This window comes from Hymenobacter segetis (genome assembly GCF_054776495.1).
In genome coordinates this window covers 1664170-1682637 of record NZ_BAAHBV010000001.1, presented here as the reverse complement: position 1 = coordinate 1682637, position 18468 = coordinate 1664170, and the positions used below count along the sequence as shown (strand labels likewise).

At 64.6% G+C, this 18468-nt stretch carries 18 protein-coding genes; 5 read left to right on the top strand and 13 right to left on the bottom strand.

Features of this window, described 5'->3' with window-relative positions; all coding sequences use genetic code 11:
- The first annotated feature begins 305 nt into the window (after positions 1-305).
- From ACYU70_RS07055 to ACYU70_RS07040, 4 genes are all read left to right on the top strand, one after another.
- On the top strand, positions 306-1124 hold the full coding sequence (locus tag ACYU70_RS07055) for a universal stress protein (RefSeq protein ID WP_342296686.1): 819 nt from the start codon (positions 306-308) through the stop codon (positions 1122-1124).
- 52 nt (positions 1125-1176) lie between these two features.
- On the top strand, positions 1177-2040 hold the full coding sequence (locus tag ACYU70_RS07050; RefSeq protein ID WP_342296684.1) for a universal stress protein: 864 nt from the start codon (positions 1177-1179) through the stop codon (positions 2038-2040).
- A gap of 71 nt (positions 2041-2111) precedes the next feature.
- Positions 2112-2951 (top strand): universal stress protein, encoded by an 840-nt coding sequence (locus tag ACYU70_RS07045; protein ID WP_342296682.1) that lies wholly within the window; start codon positions 2112-2114, stop codon positions 2949-2951.
- 254 nt (positions 2952-3205) lie between these two features.
- Complete coding sequence (locus ACYU70_RS07040; protein WP_342296680.1) at positions 3206-3370, top strand: hypothetical protein; 165 nt, start codon at positions 3206-3208, stop codon at positions 3368-3370.
- Here ACYU70_RS07040 and hemF read toward each other — a convergent pair.
- From hemF to ACYU70_RS06985, 11 genes are all read right to left on the bottom strand, one after another.
- The gene (gene hemF, locus ACYU70_RS07035) at positions 3367-4329 is read right to left on the bottom strand and encodes an oxygen-dependent coproporphyrinogen oxidase (protein ID WP_342296678.1); all 963 of its coding nucleotides are present in this window, start codon (positions 4327-4329) and stop codon (positions 3367-3369) included. The two genes, ACYU70_RS07040 and hemF, sit on opposite strands and share 4 nt — an antisense overlap.
- A gap of 95 nt (positions 4330-4424) precedes the next feature.
- Positions 4425-5357 (bottom strand): universal stress protein, encoded by a 933-nt coding sequence (locus ACYU70_RS07030; protein ID WP_342296676.1) that lies wholly within the window; start codon positions 5355-5357, stop codon positions 4425-4427.
- A gap of 83 nt (positions 5358-5440) precedes the next feature.
- Positions 5441-6166, bottom strand: coding sequence for a sulfite exporter TauE/SafE family protein (locus tag ACYU70_RS07025; protein ID WP_342296674.1), 726 nt, complete (start codon positions 6164-6166; stop codon positions 5441-5443).
- A gap of 4 nt (positions 6167-6170) precedes the next feature.
- Positions 6171-6632: a FixH family protein gene (locus ACYU70_RS07020; protein WP_342296673.1), complete on the bottom strand. Its 462-nt coding sequence runs from the start codon at positions 6630-6632 to the stop codon at positions 6171-6173.
- A 153-nt stretch (positions 6633-6785) separates the two neighbouring features.
- On the bottom strand, positions 6786-8195 hold the full coding sequence (gene ccoG / locus ACYU70_RS07015; RefSeq protein WP_342296672.1) for a cytochrome c oxidase accessory protein CcoG: 1410 nt from the start codon (positions 8193-8195) through the stop codon (positions 6786-6788).
- A 170-nt stretch (positions 8196-8365) separates the two neighbouring features.
- Positions 8366-9238, bottom strand: a complete 873-nt coding sequence (locus tag ACYU70_RS07010) for a cbb3-type cytochrome c oxidase N-terminal domain-containing protein (protein WP_342296670.1) — start codon at positions 9236-9238, stop codon at positions 8366-8368.
- A complete protein-coding gene (locus ACYU70_RS07005) occupies positions 9235-9567 on the bottom strand; it encodes a hypothetical protein (RefSeq protein ID WP_342296669.1) in 333 nt (110 codons plus the stop codon). Before ACYU70_RS07005 ends, ACYU70_RS07010 begins: the two co-directional genes overlap by 4 nt.
- Positions 9561-9764, bottom strand: coding sequence for a hypothetical protein (locus tag ACYU70_RS07000; RefSeq protein ID WP_342296668.1), 204 nt, complete (start codon positions 9762-9764; stop codon positions 9561-9563). The genes ACYU70_RS07005 and ACYU70_RS07000 overlap by 7 nt, the downstream gene beginning before the upstream one ends.
- A 67-nt stretch (positions 9765-9831) precedes the next feature.
- Positions 9832-12018 carry a cytochrome-c oxidase, cbb3-type subunit I gene (ccoN, locus tag ACYU70_RS06995; protein WP_425293318.1) on the bottom strand — a complete coding sequence of 729 codons (2187 nt, stop codon included), beginning with the start codon at positions 12016-12018 and terminating at the stop codon, positions 9832-9834.
- A gap of 90 nt (positions 12019-12108) precedes the next feature.
- Positions 12109-12285, bottom strand: a complete 177-nt coding sequence (gene ccoS, locus ACYU70_RS06990) for a cbb3-type cytochrome oxidase assembly protein CcoS (RefSeq protein WP_342296665.1) — start codon at positions 12283-12285, stop codon at positions 12109-12111.
- 12 nt (positions 12286-12297) lie between these two features.
- A complete protein-coding gene (locus ACYU70_RS06985) occupies positions 12298-14736 on the bottom strand; it encodes a heavy metal translocating P-type ATPase (protein WP_342296664.1) in 2439 nt (812 codons plus the stop codon).
- 288 nt (positions 14737-15024) lie between these two features.
- On the opposite strand from ACYU70_RS06985, the gene ACYU70_RS06980 reads away from it, so the two are divergent.
- On the top strand, positions 15025-15786 hold the full coding sequence (locus ACYU70_RS06980; protein ID WP_342296663.1) for an SDR family NAD(P)-dependent oxidoreductase: 762 nt from the start codon (positions 15025-15027) through the stop codon (positions 15784-15786).
- Positions 15787-15809: 23 nt separating this feature from the next.
- On the opposite strand, the gene ACYU70_RS06975 is transcribed toward ACYU70_RS06980, so the two are convergent.
- Together ACYU70_RS06975 and ACYU70_RS06970 are read right to left on the bottom strand one after the other, a co-directional pair.
- A complete protein-coding gene (locus tag ACYU70_RS06975; protein ID WP_342296662.1) occupies positions 15810-16865 on the bottom strand; it encodes a response regulator in 1056 nt (351 codons plus the stop codon).
- Positions 16843-18453 carry a sensor histidine kinase gene (locus ACYU70_RS06970; protein WP_342296660.1) on the bottom strand — a complete coding sequence of 537 codons (1611 nt, stop codon included), beginning with the start codon at positions 18451-18453 and terminating at the stop codon, positions 16843-16845. Before ACYU70_RS06970 ends, ACYU70_RS06975 begins: the two co-directional genes overlap by 23 nt.
- Positions 18454-18468 lie beyond the last annotated feature (15 nt).

Genomic DNA, 18468 nt, shown 5'->3' with positions numbered 1-18468 from the left:
GCGATTAACATCACGGCGGCGAGGGGACGATTTCTCGATATTTGAACTGCCGCCGTCTCAACCCAATTCTGTCCTCACCACCCCAAAACCGCCGCCTATGCAACCGCTGATACTGCTGTTTTCGGTGCTGCTGGCCAGCCTGCTGACCCTGCTGGGGTGGCGGCTGGAGGCCAATGCTCACCGTCCGGCCTAGCGCCCCAGAGCGGCTACCTGCTCCGGCTGGGGGATTGGCTTATTTTCAGCTAATGCTTCGAATTGGTCTGGATTTCAATTTTTTACTTGCTCTGTTTGCGCTTTTTCTAGCTATGAATCATTCGCCCGCCCTCGTCGTCCTCACCGATTTTTTTGCAGTTTCCAACCGCACACTCTCGTATGCGGCGGGGCTGGCGGTGCCGCTGCACGCCCATCTGGTGCTGCTGCACGTGCGCCGCGATGGCCTGCTGGCCCCGGCCGAGTACAGCCACCACAGCACCAGCACCGAGCGGCAAACGGCCCGGCAGCTAAAGCACCTGGCTGCCGGCCAGGAGGTGCCCACCGAAGTGGATATTTCGGAGGACTTCCTGCCCGAAGCCGTGGAGGACGTGGTGCGCCGCCACCACCCGCTGCTGCTGGTGCTGGGCCGCCCCGGCTCGGCCACCATGCCGGCCGAAATCGTGACCAACGCGGCCATGGACCTGCTCCGGCACGCGCCCTTTCCGCTGCTGGTGGTGCCCACCGTGGGCTGGGACGTGCTGCCGCCCCGCCGGCTGCTGCTGGCCGTGGATGGCCAGTCCTTCAAGCTGCCCGAAACCCGTCACTTGCTGACCCGCCTGCTCCAGGCCAACCAGGGTACGCTCGATGTGGTGCACGTGGCCACCGACGACGCGCCGGCCTCGCCCGATGTAATGGCCAGCATTTACCAGCACGGCATGCTGAAGGAGGTAGATGCCCACCGGGTGCACCGCGTGCGGCAGCCCACCGTGGTGGGGGGCGTGTTGCAGCAAGCTGGTGATATGGAGGCCGATATGCTGGTGGTGGTGGCCCGGCGGCACAGCCTGCTGGGCGGCCTGTTCCACCGCAGCGTCACGGCGCAGCTCATTCAGGAAAGCCCCATTCCGGTGCTGGTGCTGCCCGCCGAGGAGTAGCGTGGCAGGAGTATTCGGGGTGTTTTAATCGTTGTTTTTTCGGCTCAAGGTCATGAATCCATCTGTTCTGGTACTCGCCAATCTGTCGGACTCGGCGGCGCAGGCCACGCGGTGGGCGGCCGTGCTGGGGGCCCCGCTCCAGGCCCGGCTTGAGCTGCTGCACCTATGCTCAGGCCCGGAGTCGGACCCCGAGCCGGCTACGCTGGCCGGCATTCATGCTTACAATAGCCAGGCCGAAACCGCTCAGGCCCTCGAAGCCCTGGGGCATCAACTGGCCATGCCCACCGGCGTCACCATCTCCCAGGAGCCCCTCGCCGAAGCCGTGGCCACGGCCGTGCACCAGCACCACCCGCTGCTACTGGCCCTGGGCCTGAGCGAGGAACACACCCTGCTCGACCACCTGATGCACAACCGCGCCCTGCCCGCGCTGCGCGCCACCCACCGCCCCCTGCTGCTGGTGCCCGAAGACGCGCCGGAGCCCCGCCTGCCGCGCCGCGTAGTCATCGCCGTCGATGCCGAGCCATTTCAGCTTAATGCTGCCGCCCGGGCCCTGGCCCCGCTCATGGCCGCCTGGCACTCCTCCTACACCGTGGTGCACGTCACGGCCGCCCCCGAGCCGCTGGCCCTCTCCAGCCGCATGGCCCTGGCCGATGTGCGGGCCAGCCACCTGCTGCCGCCCGCCACGTCGCTGGTGTTGCAGGAGTCGCACCACCCCATCCCGGCCACCGGCATCGTGGAGGCGCTCTACGGCCCGCGCATCGACCTGCTGGTGCTCATCGCCCGTACGCGCAGCTTTTTGGGGCGGCTGTTTCACCGCAGCGTCACGGCTCAGGTGCTGCGCCACACGCCCGTGCCGGTGCTGCTGCTGCCCGCCGAAGCCCCCGAAATCCCCGACTGGATGCCCAGCATGAGCTGAGGAATTGAATGCTAAGGCATTACCGGACTGCTGACCATGATGCTGTTCTGCTCCCTTTTTTTCGCTTCGTCATGCAACCCAACTTCGTTGTCTTAACCGATTTTTCGCTCGCGGCCGAGCGGGCCCGGGTGTACGCGGCCGCTCTGGCCACGCCCCTCAAGGCCGACCTGCACCTGATACACGTCTTCCTGCCGCAGCCCATCGTCGGGGAATACGGAACGGTGCTGCCCATCCTCGACGAGCAGTACGTGCCCGCCACCCGGCGCAGCCTCCAGCAAGTGGCTGCTGCTATGCCCGTGCACGCCACCGCCGAACTGCTGGAAGCCGACTGGCCCAGCGCCATCGAGCAGGCCCTGCGCGAGCACCACCCGCTGCTATTGGTGTCCGGCCTCACGGCCACCAGCGGCTACCTCGACGAGTGGCTGAGCAACCGCACCCTGCCCTTGGTGCGCCAAACCAACTTCCCGCTGCTGCTCGTGCCCGAGCACCTGCCCGATGCCGCCATGCACCCGCCCCGCCGCCTGGTGCTGGCCCTGGAAGCCGACCAGGCCTTCGCCCTGGAGCCGGCGGCCACGGCCGTAATCCCGGTGCTGCATGCCCTGGAGTGCGAAATCCTGCCCGTGACGGTGCAGCCGCCCGGTGCCCCGGCCGGCACCGGGGCCGGCTACGCGGCGGCCCAGGCGTGCGGGCTGGCCGCCACCACGCCCGGCAGCGAGCTGCGCCCGGTGCGGAGCGAGCTGCCCGCATCCGGTGTGCTGCAAGCGGTGCACGACCTGAACGCCGACCTGCTGGTACTGCTCGACCAGGGCCACGGCTGGATGCACAAGCTGGTCAGCGGCAGCGTGATTGACCATGTGCTGCGCTACACCAAAGTGCCGGTGCTGCTGCTCTCGGCCCACCCGCGCGGCTGAGGTGGGGGCGGCCAGCCAAGACTGGCCGCCGCCATTTAAGCTCCTGGGTTTGCCGGCAACAGTCCAGGTAAAATGATAAAAGTCAGCTATTGGTGTGATACTGATTATTAAATGTGTGGGAAGCATGCGACAGCTTTGCGAGTAGTGCTCAGCAGTCCGGCTGCACAGCGAACCAACGGGCCGGAACTGGGCCCACGCGAACGGCTTTATTTATCAATCAAGCGGAGGATTTCGAAATGCTTCCTGCCAGGTACATGCAAGTTTCTGCCGACCATCTGCAACTGGTTTTTGTGGCATCCACGGTTTCGGCGGCGTGGGGCGTGGGGTGGGTGGCCACCACGGTGCCAGCCCCGCGTGTGGGCCAGATTTCCATCCCCCCGACGCCGGTGCGGGTGCGACTGACGGTGGTGCCGGCCTAAGCCGCCACCCCGCCCGCGCCCACGGCCAGCCAGTCGATTCCCTGGCGGAGCCACTGCTGCGAGGCCGCTTCGGCCGAGGCCGGTTCGGGCGTGAGGTTGTAGTGCCAGTCGGCCTGCGGGGGCAGGCTCATGAGGATGGATTCGGTGCGGCCGCCGGTTTCGAGGCCGAAGCGGGTGCCACGGTCGATGGCCAGGTTGAATTCGGCGTAGCGCCCCCGGCGCACGCGCTGCCACTGCTGCTCGCGCTCGGTGTAGGGCAGCGGCGCATTCTTGCGCATAATGGCGCTGTAGGCGCGGCCGTACACCTCGCCCACGTCCTGCACGAAGGCGAATAATTCCTCAAACAGGCCGTCGCGCCCCACCGTGAGGCGGTCGAAAAAGATGCCGCCCACGCCGCGCGTTTCCTGGCGATGAGGCAGGTAGAAGTATTCATCGGCCCAGGCCTTGAAGCGCGGGTAGTAGTCGGGATTGTGGCGCTGGCACACTTCTCGAATCTGCTCGTGGAACCAGCGGGCCTGCTGCGCATCCACGTAAATCGGGGTCAAATCGAGCCCGCCGCCGAACCAGGCTTCGCCGTTGCCGGCCTCGAAGTAGCGCACGTTCATGTGCGAGATGGGCACGCGCGGGCTGCGCGGGTGCTGTACCACGCTCACGCCGGTAGCAAAATAGCGGCGGTCGGGCATGAGCAGTTGGCGGGCGGCGGTTTCGCTCATCTCGCCCCGCACGGCTGAGAAGGCCACCCCGCCCTTCTCCAGAATGTGGCCGTGCTGGAGCACACGGGTGCAGCCGCCGCCCCCGCCGGCGTGGGTCCAGTCTTCGGGCACGAAGCGGTGGCCGCTGCCGTCGGCGGCTTCAAGGCGGTGGCACAGCCAGTCCTGAAACTGCCGCATCCACTGCTCAACCATGGCGCGCGGCGTAGCGACAGGGAGGGTTTGGGGTTGTAAAACGGAGGGTTCCATGAGTGAAATCAGTAAGACTGAGAGAAAAAGAACGTCATGCTTCATCTGGCGTCCGCGCAGTCGAAGCATGACCGTTCAAATGATTGTCCAAACGGCTACACCCAGTTCACGCCGTGGTAGGCGGCGCGGCTGCTGGCGGTGGCCGTAGCCCCGGCCGGAGCTTCCTGCCGGGCCAGGCGCTCGGCGCATTTATCGCAGCACTGCACGGCGGGCTGGCGCTCGGCGGCGCGCAGCACCAGCACCGGAATCTGGGTGTGGTAGGCCCGCGTGGTGGTGTAGCAGGCATCGAAATAGCGCAACAGCTGGGCCGGACTGGCGGGCGCAATTACCAGGAGCTGGGCCTGAATGTGGGCGCAGAACTCGCTGATACCCTCCAGAGGGGCGTCGTCTTCGAGCAGGTGCAGGGCGCTGGGGGCCGCCCAGGCCAACTGGGCGGCGGCTTTGGCTAGACCCTGGCGCAGGCTGCGCCGCTGCGGCCGCTGAGCCGGCGCGTAGAACTGCACCAAATCGAGCGGGGCGGTGGGGAAGGCGCTTTCCAAGGCGGCCAGGCGGGGCAGCACGGTGGGGTTGAGGGTGCCAAAATCGGCCAGGAACACCAGGCGCTGGGGCAGCGAGCGGCGGCCCGGCGGTACTACCAGCACGGGGCAGGTCACGAGTTCGGTGAGGGCGGCGGCGTGGTTGCCGGGTGCTTCCTGCCGGCCGCAGTCGATGTGCTCCAGGCCCATCACCACGAGGTCGGCGGCGCAGCGGGTGGCCTCGGCGCGGATGTGGTCGTGCAGGCAGCCGGCCAGCACCCGGTAATGGTAGCGGATACGGCGGCCGTCCTGCCGGGTGAGCTGCTGGTAGCGCAGGCGCTCCACCAGGCTCTGGAGGTGTTGCGTCTGGGCTTCGAGGGTAGTTACGATATCCGCGGGCTGGCAGTAGAGCAGCACAATCTCGGCCGGCCAGCGCACGGCCAGCTTGTTGGCGTAGGCGAGGGTGGCTTCGGTGGCGGCGGTGTGGTCGAGGGGAACGAGGATGGTTTTCATGGGGCTATTTTGGCGGCGCAGAATGCCGTTGTAAATGGTTGAAAATCTGCTTTTGGAGCAGTAGAATGCTATTGGTGAAAACCTTAATGGCAGTAATGCACGGTAGCCGGCTGAGGCCCGGCCGCTACGGCCGGGGCCTGCAGTTGCGGGCTTAGATATGGAATGCCCAGCCCCAATCCACGCACGATGAACAGCACCGCCAGCACCGAAGCTGCGTAGGGCACCGCCTGCCGCATGCGCCTGCGCCAGACCAGCGGCACCAGCTGCCCGCTCAGCGAAAGGCCCAGCATCAGCGGCAGCGTACCCAGGCCGAACAGCGCCATGTAGGCCGCCGCGCCCATCACGCCCGGCGCGCTCAAAGCCCCGGCCAACGCGAGGTACACCAGGCCGCAGGGTAGCAAGCCATTGAGCAGGCCCGTTGCAAACAGCGCTTGCCCCGACGACTGCTGAAACAACCGGCCCAGCGTGTTTTTCACCCAAGCCAGCGGCCGACTGAAACCCAGCAGGCCCGCCAGCCGCGCCGTGTGGCGCTCGGGCACCGCCACCAGCAGCAGAATCAGCACGCCCGAAGCAATGGACAGCCCCTGCTGCACGCCCGCCAGCCGCAGCCCCTGGCCCAGCAGGCCCGCGCCCGCGCCCAGCGTGGCGTAGGTGCTGGCCCGGCCCAGGTTGTAGAGCAGGCGGCCGCCCACATAGCGGAACCGGCTGGTGCCGGCCGCCGGCCCGGGCAGCGCCAGCGCAATGGCCCCGCACATGCCCACGCAGTGGAAACTGCCCAGCAACCCGAATAAAAAGCCGGCCCAAAGCATGGTTCTAGCGGATAATTAATTCTTTTTCGACGAAATAAGCCTGGTTGTCGGCGGTGAAATCGACCCGCACGCGCCAGTAGCCGGGCAGCATTTTGGCGGTGTTGAACTGTTGGTTGGTGCCGGTTTGCAGCGGCAGGTTGAAGTCCAGCTTCTGGTCGGAAGGGCGGAAGAAGTGGATGCTGCCGCGCACCGTTTGGCCGGCCAGGGTGGCGGGCATTTGCAGGGTGAGGCGTTGGGCGGCGGCATCGTGGTGCAGCTGCACGGGCGCGGGCAGTGCGGCAGTGCGCGCCACCGATTCCATGCGCTGCTGGTAGGCCAGCTCTTGCTTGTAGTAGTCGGGGCTGACGAGGTCGACGGTGGTACGCATGGCCTGTTGCACCATAAAACCGATGTAGCCGGCGAAGGCCACGAATACGGCAATGATGGCGTAGGGCCAGATGGTGCGGGGTTTGGAGGGAGTCATCATGTATAGGCGGATGGCGCGGGGCTTTGCCCCGTGTCTACTTATTGGCGGGCCTCTGGCCCGCAGGCGGTCGCGCCGTGCGGGTGTTGTTCAATGATTGCAGGCCAGAGGCCTGCGAATAATCGGCACGGGCCGCAGGCCCGCGCCATCCTTTCTCTACTGCACCGGCCCGAGGAATTTCGTGCTCGTCTCGGCCACCAGCGTGGAGCCGCTAAACAGGCCGATGCGGATTTTCTGGTTGGTGTGGTGGAGGGCGGCGCGGGGCAGCTCGGCGAAAAACACGCCCTCGGCGATGCCCTGGGCGGGCAGGGTGAGGGTGGAGGTGCTGACCAGGGAAATGGTGCCCTGCGCCGGTTCCAGCAGGCGCAGGGTGAGGGGATAGGGCTGGTTGGTTTTGTTGATGACCGATATGTTGTAGAGGTTGGTGATGGTGCCGTGGTCGGTTTTCTGGAAGAGCTGGCCGGGTGTGCGCAGCACGGTGGCCGCCACGTTGGAGCGCGACACCAACAGGCCGGTGAGCACAATCAGCAGGAAGGCCAGCACGCCGGAAAGGGCTTTCACCCGGCCGGTGAGGCGGAACTTGGTGCCCTCGGCAATGCCGTTCACCGAAGCGTGGCGAATGAGGCCTGGAGGCTTCTCAATCAGGGCCATGATGTTGTTGCAAGCGTCGATGCAGGCCGTGCAGTTGGTGCATTCGAGCTGGGTAGCGCCGTTGCGGATGTCGATGCCCGTGGGGCATACCTGAACGCACTGGTGGCAGTCGATGCAGTCGCCGGCGTTGCGGGTCTGGGTTTTGCGCAGCTTTTCGCGGGGTTCGCCGCGCTGGTAGTCATACGCTACCACGAGGCTGTCCTTATCCAACAAAACGCCCTGCAAACGCCCATACGGGCACACAATGGTGCACACCTGCTCCCGAAACCGCGCAAACACCGCGTAGAACAGGCCGGTGAAAACCGTGAGCGCCGCCAGCCCGCCCAGGTGGGCCGTGGGCGAATCAGTTACAATTTTCACCAGCTCCTCGGTGCCGATGATGTAGGCCAGGAAGGTGTTGGCAATCAGAAACGAGATGCCGAGAAACAGCGCGTGCTTGGTGGTTTTGCGCCAGAATTTGTCCCAGTCCAGCGCGCGGCGGTCGAGGGCTTTTTGTTGGGGCGCGTCGCCTTCCAGCCAGTACTCGATGCGGCGAAACACCATCTCCAGAAAAATGGTCTGCGGGCACACCCAGCCGCAAAACACCCTCCCATACACGACGGTGAACACGATGATGAACACCAGAAATGTGAGCGTGGCCAGCAGCAGAATGAAGAAATCCTGGGGCCAGAAAATCTGCCCGAAGATGATGAAGCGCCGGGCTGGCAGGTTGAGCAGCAGCACGGGCAGGCCGTGAATGCGCAGCCACGGCCCGGCAAAGAGCAGCGCCAGAAAGCCGTAGCTCAGCGCCTTGCGGTAGCGGTAGAGACGGCCAGCGGGCTTTTTGGGGTAGAGCCATACCCGCTCGCCCGCCGCACTTATCGTGGAGAGCGAGTCGCGGTACGAGTCGTCGGGCTTGAATTGGGTGGCGGGCATGGTGTTGACGGTTGGGGCGCGGCGCGGGCCGTAGCGTGGACTCTGCGAGTCCGCGTATGGGAGAGGATTCGTTCAATGCGCGGACTCGCAGAGTCCACGCTACAAGTCGTTCGGCTACCCTCTTTTTTGGAGAGGGGCCGGGGGTGAGGTTCCGGCGCTGAAGCGTTATGCTAAAGCTTTGCCACTGCCTTTGCAGGTGCCTCTTTCTCGCCCTGCGGCGGCTTGGCATTAGCTGGCTTGGTGCCTTGCAAACTCAGCACATAAGAGGCCACTTGCAGAATCTGCTTGCCCGAGAGCTTGCCTTTCCAGGCCACCATGCCCTTGCCATTCACGCCAAATTTGATGGTTTTGTAGACGTGGTTTACCTCGCCGCCGTGCAGCCAGAATTCGTCGGTCAGGTTGGGGCCGACTTTGCCCTCGCCGCTGGCCCCGTGGCAGGGCGCGCAATTGGTGGCGAAGATGCTTTTGCCGCTGCTCAGCTCGGCCGGCACCAGCAGGGGCTGGTAGGTGGTGAGCTGGTTGGGGTCGTCGGGCGTGGCGGCGATGAGCAGGGCGGCCTGCTGCATTTCGGCGGCGTATTCGGCACCCTGCAGCTGGCCGGTTTTGAGGACGTGGTAGTACGTAACGTAGCTGATGGCAAATACGATGGTGGCGTAAAAGCCATACTTCCACCACGGCGGCAGGTCGTTGTCGAACTCGTGGATGCCGTCGTAGTTGTGGTCGAGCAGCTCGTCGCGCACTTCTCCCTGCACCAGGCGGGCATCGCCCACCAGCAGGCCCAGCACTTGGCCGCTCCAGGTGTCGTGCACCGTGGGTAGGTCGTAGAGCTTGCGCAGCTGCGGCCGCATCCAAGCAACTAAGGCTACGAATAGCAGCAAAAACACCATCAGCACCAGAACCAGCGTACTCAGCACAAACCAGAGCAGGGTCCGTTGCGTGTCGGTGCCCGCCAGTGCGCTGGCTTCGGCCGCCTGGGCCAGGGCGGGGTGGGCAACTAGTAGCGCCGCCCCGGCCCCGTAAAGCAATTGGTGAGGGCGTATCATGCGTAAACCTCTTCTTGGGTGGCGATTTTGACCGGTGCGGTTTCAACCGGCGTGGCTTGGCTGGGGGCAATGGCTGGCGCGGCAGCAACTGGTGCTTCTGCCGCTTCCGGCTGCGCCTGCTGCGCTTCGTACCGATATTTTGCGGCCGAAGTCACCGAACCGGCAGTCACGACGGCCATCAGCAGCACCACGCCGGCGGCCCACCACACCACCCAGCTCAGCACGGTAGTTGAGTTGGGAGCCTCGTTTGGGGTAGCAGATTGGGCGGCGGCCGCGAAGCTGTTGAGCAGGCCCAGGAAAGTCAGCGGGAGGGTGCGGGTGGTTAGCATAACACGTCGTGGTTTAGGGTTGATTGGATGGTTTCCTCGTCGTCGAGCAGGGGCAGCTCGCTCATGGTGCGCAGGTGCTGGCGGCTGCTCAGCAGCACGTACACCAGCAGCCCCAGGAAGAAGAGCACGAAGATGCCCAGCGAGATAAGCGGATAGATTTCTACCCCGGCGATGGATTGCAAAACGTTCTTGTCCATGATTGTAGCGCGGACTTTTAGTCCGCGAGTAATGAGGTTGTGGGAGGTCGCGGACTAAAAGTCCGCGCTACTGTTTCACCTTGATATCCGTGCCCAGGCGCTGGAGGTAGGCAATCAGAGCCACAATTTCCTTGTCCGATTTCACCTCGATGTCCTCCTTTTTTAGCTCGGCCACAATGCCCCGGGCCTGGTTCTGCGCATCGGCCACGGCCAGTTTATCGAAGCCGGTGGGGTAGGGCGTGTTCAGGCTTTGCAGCACCCGGATTTTGTTGGGCAGCGTGCTGTAATCGATGTTATTCTCGAACAGCCACGGGTAGGGCGGCATGATGGAGCCGGGCGACATACTGGTGGGGTCCATCATGTGGTTGTAGTGCCAGGAGTTGGGGTATTTCTGGCCCACGCGCTGCAAATCGGGCCCGGTGCGCTTGCTGCCCCACAGGAAAGGCCGGTCATACACGTACTCGCCGGCCTTGCTGTACTCGCCGTAGCGCTCGGTTTCGGAGCGGAAGGGGCGCACCATCTGGGTGTGGCAGTTCGAGCAGCCTTCCTTGATGTAGAGGTCGCGGCCCTGCAATTCGAGCGGCCGGTAGGGCTTCACCGAGGCGATGGTGGGCACGTTCGACTTCACCAAAAAGGTCGGAATCATCTCCACCGCCCCGCCGATGGCAATGGCCACCGTGGCGCCTACGGCCAGCTGGAAGGGCCGGCGCTCGAGCCAGCGGTGCCAGTGGCCGGCCTGCACGTGCGGGTCCTGGGCTTCGGGCAGCAGTGCTGGGGCCTGGGCCTTTTCGTTGGCCAGCAGCGTGCCGGCCTGGGCGGTTTTGTAGAGGTTATACATCAGCAAAAACACGCCGCTGAGGTAGAGCACCCCACCGATGCCGCGCAGGTAGTACATGGGCACCAGCTGAATCACGGTTTCGAGGAAGTTGGGGTATTGTAGCATGCCCTCGGCGTTGAACTGCTTCCACATCAAGCCCTGCGTGAAGCCCGCCCAATACATCGGAATGGCGTAGAACAGGATGCCCAGCGTGCCCAGCCAGAAGTGCGTAGTGGCCAGTTTCTTCGAAAACAGCGGCGTTTTGTAGAGGCGTGGCCACAGCCAGTACAGCATTCCGAAAGTGAGGAAACCGTTCCAGCCCAAGGCCCCCACGTGCACGTGCGCCACAATCCAGTCGGTGAAGTGCGCAATGGCATTCACGTTTTTCAGCGAGAGCATCGGGCCTTCAAAAGTGGCCATGCCGTAAGCCGTGATGGCCACCACAAAGAACTTGAGCACGGGCTCCTCGCGCACTTTGTCCCAGGCGCCGCGCAGGGTGAGCAGGCCGTTTATCATGCCGCCCCAGCTCGGCGCAATCAGCATGATGCTGAAAGCTACGCCCAGGCTCTGAGCCCAGTCGGGCAGGGCAGTGTAGAGCAAGTGGTGCGGCCCGGCCCAGATGTAAATGAAAATCAGCGACCAGAAGTGAATGATGCTCAGGCGGTAGGAATACACCGGCCGCTCCGCCGCCTTGGGTAGGAAGTAGTACATCAGGCCCAGGTAGGGCGTGGTGAGGAAGAAGGCCACCGCGTTGTGGCCATACCACCACTGCACCAGGGCATCCTGCACGCCGGCGTAGGCCGAGTAGCTTTTGAGCCAGCTCACGGGCACTTCGGCCGAGTTGACGAGGTGCAAAACGGCCACCGTGATGAACGTGGCGATGTAAAACCAAATGCCCACGTACAGGTGCCGCTCGCGCCGCCGGGCAATGGTGCCGAACATATTCCAGCCAAACACCACCCAAATCACGGTAATAGCGATGTCAATCGGCCATTCCAGCTCGGCGTATTCCTTGCTGGTGGTGAAGCCCAGCGGCAGCGTGGCCACCGCCGAAAGGATAATCAGCTGCCAACCCCAGAAGTGGATTTTGCTAAGGACGTCGGAAAACATCCGGGCCTTGCACAGGCGCTGCAGCGAGTAGTAAACACCCGTAAAAATGCCGTTGCCGACGAAGGCGAAAATCACCGCGTTGGTGTGCAGGGGCCGGATGCGGCCGAAGGTGGTGTAGGCCGTGCCCATGTTCACCTCGGGCCGGGCCAGCTCGAAAGCGGCCAAAACGCCCACTGCCATGCCGATAATGCCCCAGATAACGGTGGCAATGCCGAAGTCGCGGACAATCTTATTATCGTAGAAAAAGGTGTCAACGGCCCGGTTCACAGCGCTTGGAATCAGGGGCGCTCGGGGGGCAGCAACGGGAGCTAGCGGTTCGGCCTGCATAAAGGGGGAATTGAATTATTATTACCCCAAAGGTCCCGGCCAGCTGGTGCCGAAAAGCTGACAAAAGTCAGGCCGACGGCGTGATTGATGTCAGGCGGGCGTCCCGCCGGGCGGGCTATCCGGCTCCGTTTCGTCCTCAAACAGCATCCGCACGGCGGGCGTGTAGTCGTCCTCGTACTGCCCCGAGCGCACGGCCCAGAAAAACGCGGCCAGAAAGGTGAGCGCCACCAGCAGGCTGATGCCGATAAGCAGGAAGATGATAGACATGGTTGGAGTTGATTAAAGCCCGCGCCGCCACGCCGCCAGCCGCACCAGCAGCGTGGAAAACACCATCACACTCAGCGAGCTGATGGGCATGAGAATGGCCGACACGATGGGCGTGAACCGGCCCTGCACCGCCAGCGTGAGCCCGATGCCATTATAGGCAAACGACAGCGCGAACGTAGCCAGCACAATGCGCAGGCAGGCCCGCGAAAAGCCCAACATAGTAGCCAGCTGCCCGAAATTGCCGGCTTCGAGAATGGCGTCGCAGGCGGGCGAAAAGTTGGTGAGTGTGTCGGTGAGGGCGATGCCGGCATCGGCGCGCTGGAGGGCACCGGCATCGTTCAGGCCATCGCCTACCATCACCACGGTGCGGCCCCGTTGCTTGAGCTGCGCGATGTAATCGAGCTTGTTTTGCGGCGTTTGGCGGAAGTGGATTTCGGCCGCCGGGCCGAACAGCTCGCGCAGCCGAGTCTGCTCGGTATCGTTGTCGCCCGAGAGCACGACCAGGCGGTAGCGTGTGCCCAGCGCGGCCAGCACCGGCCGCAGGCTATCGCGGTATACGTTGCGAAACCGGTAGCAGCCAATGACTTCGCCGAGGCTGAAATACACGCCGGATTGCGGTGCTTCGGCCGTTTCGGCAGCGTCTTCAGCAGCGGGTGCTCCAACGAACGCGGCCGTGCCCACCCGCACTACCACGCCGCCCACGGTGCCGCGCACACCCTGGCCGGGCACTTCCATAAAATCCGCTACGGCCAATGAGTTGGCGGGCAACTCCACCGCCAGACGCTGGCTGAGCGGGTGCGTGGACTGACGCACCACCGCCGCCACGGCCTGCATCTGGGCGGGGCTGAGCGGCGGCCCCACGTATTCCACCACCGATTTTTTAACATCCGTGAGAGTGCCGGTTTTGTCGAATACGATGGTATCGGCACGGCCCAGGGTTTCTACCACGGCGGAGTTTTTGAGGTAGAATTTGCGGCGGCCCAGCACGCGCAGCGCGGCCCCCAGCGCAAACGGCGTGGCCAGCGACAGCGCACACGGGCAGGCAATCACCAGCACCGAGGTGAAGGCTCGCAGCGCCATCGCCGGGCTCTGCGGGTACCAGTAGGCCACCGCGCCCAGCGCAAGTGTGAGGGTAAGGCCCACGAAATAGCGGCCCACTTTATCGGCATAGGTTTCCAGCGAGGGCTGTTTTTCCTTCTGAAAAGCGGGATTGTTCCAGAGCTGGGTGAGGTAGCCCTGCGACACTTCGCGCACCACTTCCAACTCCACGGCCTCGCCCATTTGGCGGCCGCCGGCATACAGCAGGTCGCCGGCCTGGCGGGCCACCGGCTCGCTTTCGCCCGATACAAAGCTGTAGTCAATCTGGCCCGTGCCGCGCCGCAGCACGGCATCGGCCGGAATGATTTCCTGGTGTCGCACCCGGATGCGCTGCCCGGCCCGCAGTTCTTTTACCGACACGGATTCTTCGCCGGCGGGCGTGAGCCGCGTCACGGCCACCGGGAAGTAGGACGTGAAGTCGCGGTCGAAGCGCAGGGCGTCGTAGCTGCGCTGCTGCACCCACTTGCCGATTAGCATGAAAAACACCAGCCCCGTGAAGGAATCGAAATAGCCCGGCCCGCGCTGGGTCGCCACTTCAAACACGCTGGTCACAAACAGCGCCGTGAGGCCCAGGCTGATGGGAAAATCGAGGTTGATGTAGCGCTGCCGCAGCCCCTGCCAGGCCGAGCGGTAGAAGCCCCGCGCGCTCACCAGCAGCACCGGCAAGGCCAGCAGGAAGCTCAGCCCGCCAAAAAATCGCCCGAACGTGCTTTGCAGCTGCTCGGTGAAGGAAAAGTATTCCGGAAAAGCCAGCAGCATCACGTTGCCGAAGCCGAAGGCCGCGATTCCCAGCTGGTAGTACAGCGTGCGGCTGGCGGCGTGGGGCTGCGCGCCCAGCTCGGCCAGCGTAATCTGCGGCTCGTAGCCTACCGAGGCCAGCAGCTTCACCACTTCTTTTAGCGTTGTGGTGGCGGGCTGGTAGCTCACCGTTAGCTCCTTGCGCAGGAAATTGACCCGCGATGCCGAAATACCCGGGTTCAGCTTGAACAGGTTCTCCAGCAGCCAGATGCAGGAGGCGCAGTGCATTTGCGGAATGCTGAAGGTGAGCCGCGCCAGCGTGGGCGAGCGGAAGGCCAGCAGCTGCGCCTGCACCGCCTCGGCGTCGAGGTAGTCGAAGCGGCCGGGCAGTTCCACGGCCTTCATTTTCTGGCCGGGATGCTCGTCGAGGCGGTAGTAGGTGCAGAGGCGGTTGGCGGCCAGCAGCTCATACACGGCCCGGCAGCCCTGGCAGCAAAAGGCCAGCTCAGGCTCTGCCAGCAGGCGGATGGGGGTGTCGGGGCAGGCATCGCCGCAGTGCGTGCAGGCTACGCCAACGTGGGGCGGGGGAGGGGCAAGGGCAGGCGCAAAGGGCACGGGCAAAATGGGGCTGATGGCAACCCCAAAGCTCCGGCCCCGCACCAGCCCCTCGCCTGATGAATGTCAGCCCAATGGCCTGATTAATCTCAGCGGGCCGGCAGCCTGGGGGCGGCAATTTTGTGTCGCTGAGTAGCTTAAGTTACTAGCGCTTGCCCCGGTCCGACTGCCCTAGGCGGTCTGACCGGTTCTTGTCAGCACATTCTGGTAAACAACGACAACCGGTCGGACCGCCTAGGGCGGTCGGACCGGAGCAACGAAGCCTTTCCCCCTTTCACACGACACGATATGAAAACATTCGACAACCAGGTAGTGCTCATCACGGGCGCTTCGTCCGGTATTGGCAAGGCGGCGGCCGAGGCTTTTTCGCAAGCCGGCGCGCACGTGGTGGTGGCCGATGTGGACGAAGCCGCCGGACAGGCGCTGGCCCGGCAGCTCAGCAAAACCGGCCCGGAAAGCCTGTTTGTGGCCTGCGATGTGGCCTCGCCCGCCAGCGTGCAACAACTGGTGCAGCGCACGCTGGCCAAGTTTGGCCGGCTCGATGTGGCCATCAACAACGCGGGCGTGGGCGGTGCTTCGGCCCCCAGCGCTGACTACCCCGACGAGGAATGGCAGCGCGTGCTCGGCATCAACCTGAGCGGCGTGTGGTATTGCCAGAAATACGAGCTGCAAGCCATGGTGGCCGCCGGGCGCGGCAGCATCATCAACATGGCCTCCATCCTGGGCAAAGTCGGGTTTCCCGGGGCCTGCGCCTACGTGGCGGCCAAGCACGGCCTCATCGGCCTCACCGAAACCGCCGCCCTCGAATATGGCCCGCAGGGCATCCGCATCAACGCCGTGTGCCCCGGCTTCATCGAAACGCCCATGCTCACCAAAGCCGGAATCGAAGGCCACAACGAGATGCATGAGCAGCTTGCCGCCAGGCACGCCCTGCACCGCCTGGGCCGGCCCGAAGAAATTGCGGGCACGCTGCTGTGGCTGGCCTCCGAGCAGGCGTCCTTCGTCACGGGCCAGGCCATTGTGGTCGATGGCGGCTACCTGGCGCAGTAATACCGGCGGGCTGAAGGCACCACCTACCAGTTGGGCTGGCGCAGCTTTTCGGGGCGCAATAGCTTGATGCCATGGCTGCTCAGCTCAATCAGGCCGCTTTGCTTGAACTCGCTCAGGGTGCGGATTAATGACTCCGGGGCGGTGCCCACCACGGCGGCCATGTCATCGCGCGAGAGTTGAATGGTAGCTTCCGGCGCGGCTCCGGCCTGCTCGTGCAGGCGCAGCAGCGTGTCGGCCACGCGCCGCCGGATGGAGCCGTAGGCCATGCCCAGCAGCTGCTCCTCGCGCTCGCTCACCCGCCCCGCCAGCAGGCGCACAAACTGCTGGCCCACCGCCGCGTTGCGGTGCAGTAGGGCCATAAAATCAGCCTTCGGAATGTAGAGCAGCGTGGCATCGTCCAGCACCAGGGCGGTGTCGGCGTGTGGGCCCTGCTCCAGCAGGGGCAGGTAGCCGAAGAACTCGCCCGGGCCATATACGCCCGTGATTAATTCCTTGCCGCCGGGGGTGCGGCGCACGGTTTTCACGCGGCCGGTTTGCACGAAGTACAGCCGCGTGGGGTCGTCGCCTTCGGCGTACACTTCCTGTTTTTTGCGCAGCGAGTGCGGGCGGCGGTCGCTGGTGAGGTCGCTGAGCTGACCGGCGGCGGCGGCATCGTCGAGGAAGTTGCCCAGGCCCTCGGGGGCGCGCAGGTCGTAGTCGGGCTGCAGCTGGCGGAAGCGGTGGAGGCGGCTGCTGATGGCGCTGAGCAGCTCGGTTTCCTCAAAGGGCTTGGTCAGGTAGTCATCAGCCCCGAGTTCCATGCCGCGGCGTAGGTCGGTGCGCTCGGTTTTGGCGGTGAGGAAGATGAAGGGCACGCCGGCCAGGTGCGGGTTCTGGGTGAAGATGTGCAGCACGCCGTAGCCGTCCAGCACGGGCATCATGATGTCGCACACCACCAAATCGGGCTTGGTGGTCAGGGCTTTTTCCACGCCCACTTTGCCGTTTTCGGCCGTGAGCACGGCGTAGCCGGCCAGCTCCAGAATCTCGGCCGTGTTTTCGCGGATGACGTCGTTGTCCTCAATCAGCAGAATGGTTTTCATAGGGAATGGTAATGGTAACGGTGGTGCCCAGGCTCAGCTCGCTCTGCAACTCAATGGTGCCGCCCATCAGCTCCAGGTATTTGGTGATGATGTAGAGGCCCAGGCCGGTGCCGGGCGTATTGGTCGCATTGCGGGCCCGGTAAAACCGCTGGAATAAATGTTCCTGGTCTTCGGCCGAAATGCCTACGCCCTGGTCCTGCACGCGCAGCGTGAGGCGGCCGGGCCGGCCGGTGGCGCTGAGCCGGACGGTGGTGTTTTCGGCCGAATATTTCAGCGCGTTCGATAACAGATTGACGAGGACCTTGCGCAGCAGCGAGGCGTCGAGCCACACCATTTCGGGGCCGTCGGTGCTCAGCTCGATGTGCTGGCCGGGCTTGCGCAGGCCCTGCACTTCGGCCACGGCTTCGCGCAGCAGGGTGGGCACGGCCAGCTGGGCCGGGTGGGCCTCAATCTTGCCTTCTTCGATTTTGCCCACCGACAGAAACTCCTCCAGAATATCGGTCAGGTGCTTCACCGAGGCCCGGATGCGGTCGAGGTGACGCAGGCGCTGGGGCTGCTGCTCGGCGGCCGGGTACTTCTCCACCAGCGTGGCCGAGGTGAGCACGGCCGTGAGCGGTGTGCGGAACTCGTGCGAGGCCATGGCCACGAAGCGTGACTTGAGCTCGCCCAATTCCTGCTCGGCGGCCAGGGCCTGGGCCAGCTCGTCGGAGCGGTGCTCCAGCTGGGCCAGCGTGGTCATGAGGGCGTGGGTGCGGTCGGCCACCTTCTGCTCCAGCTCGGCGTTGAGGCGGTCCACGCGCTGGCGCTCGGCCTGCAGGGCCTGCTCGGCTTCCTGCTTGGCGCTGATGTCGACCACGTAAGCCACCACGTACAACTCCTCATCGAGGTGAAAATAGCTCAGGCTGATTTCGACGGGAAACACCGAGCCGTCGCGGCGGCGGGCCAGCAGCGCCCGGTTCGAGCCCATGGCCCGCACCGCCGGGTGCGCGTTGAAGGACTCGCGCAGGTGCTCGTGGCGGCCGCGCACGGCATCGGGCACCAGCACCTCAATGGACTGGCCCACCAGCTGCCCGCCCGCGTAGCCAAACAGCTGATGCGACTTTTCATTGGCCAGCACGATGTGGCCCTGCCGCGTGGCCACGATGATGCCGATGGTGGCGTGGGTGAACACGGCTTCGAAGCGCCGCACGCTCTGGGCTAGGTTGCGCTCGGCCTCGTGCAGCCGGCCGGTGTCGGTGATGCGCACCAGGAAGTAAGGCTTGCCGTCGAGGGCCAGGCTGGTGAGCTCCAGGTAGGCCCAGAACGGGGTGCCCACGTGCCGGCGGATTTCCACTTCCCGCTCGTAGTGGCCGGCGGCCAGCGTTTCATCGCGCAGCTGCTCCCACTCGGCCGGGCTGAGGCGGTGCAGCAGCAGGGTCCGCACGGGGTCGTCGTAGAGGGCCTGGGCCGAGGGGTAGCCCAGCTGGCGGTAGCCGGTGGTATTCACCCGCGTAAACCAGGCCGCGTTCACGTCGTACAGGCCCACAAAGTTGCTGGTCTGCTCAAACAGGATGTCGGTCAGCGGGTTGCGGTAAAAGTCGAGCGGCATGGCGGGCAATTGATT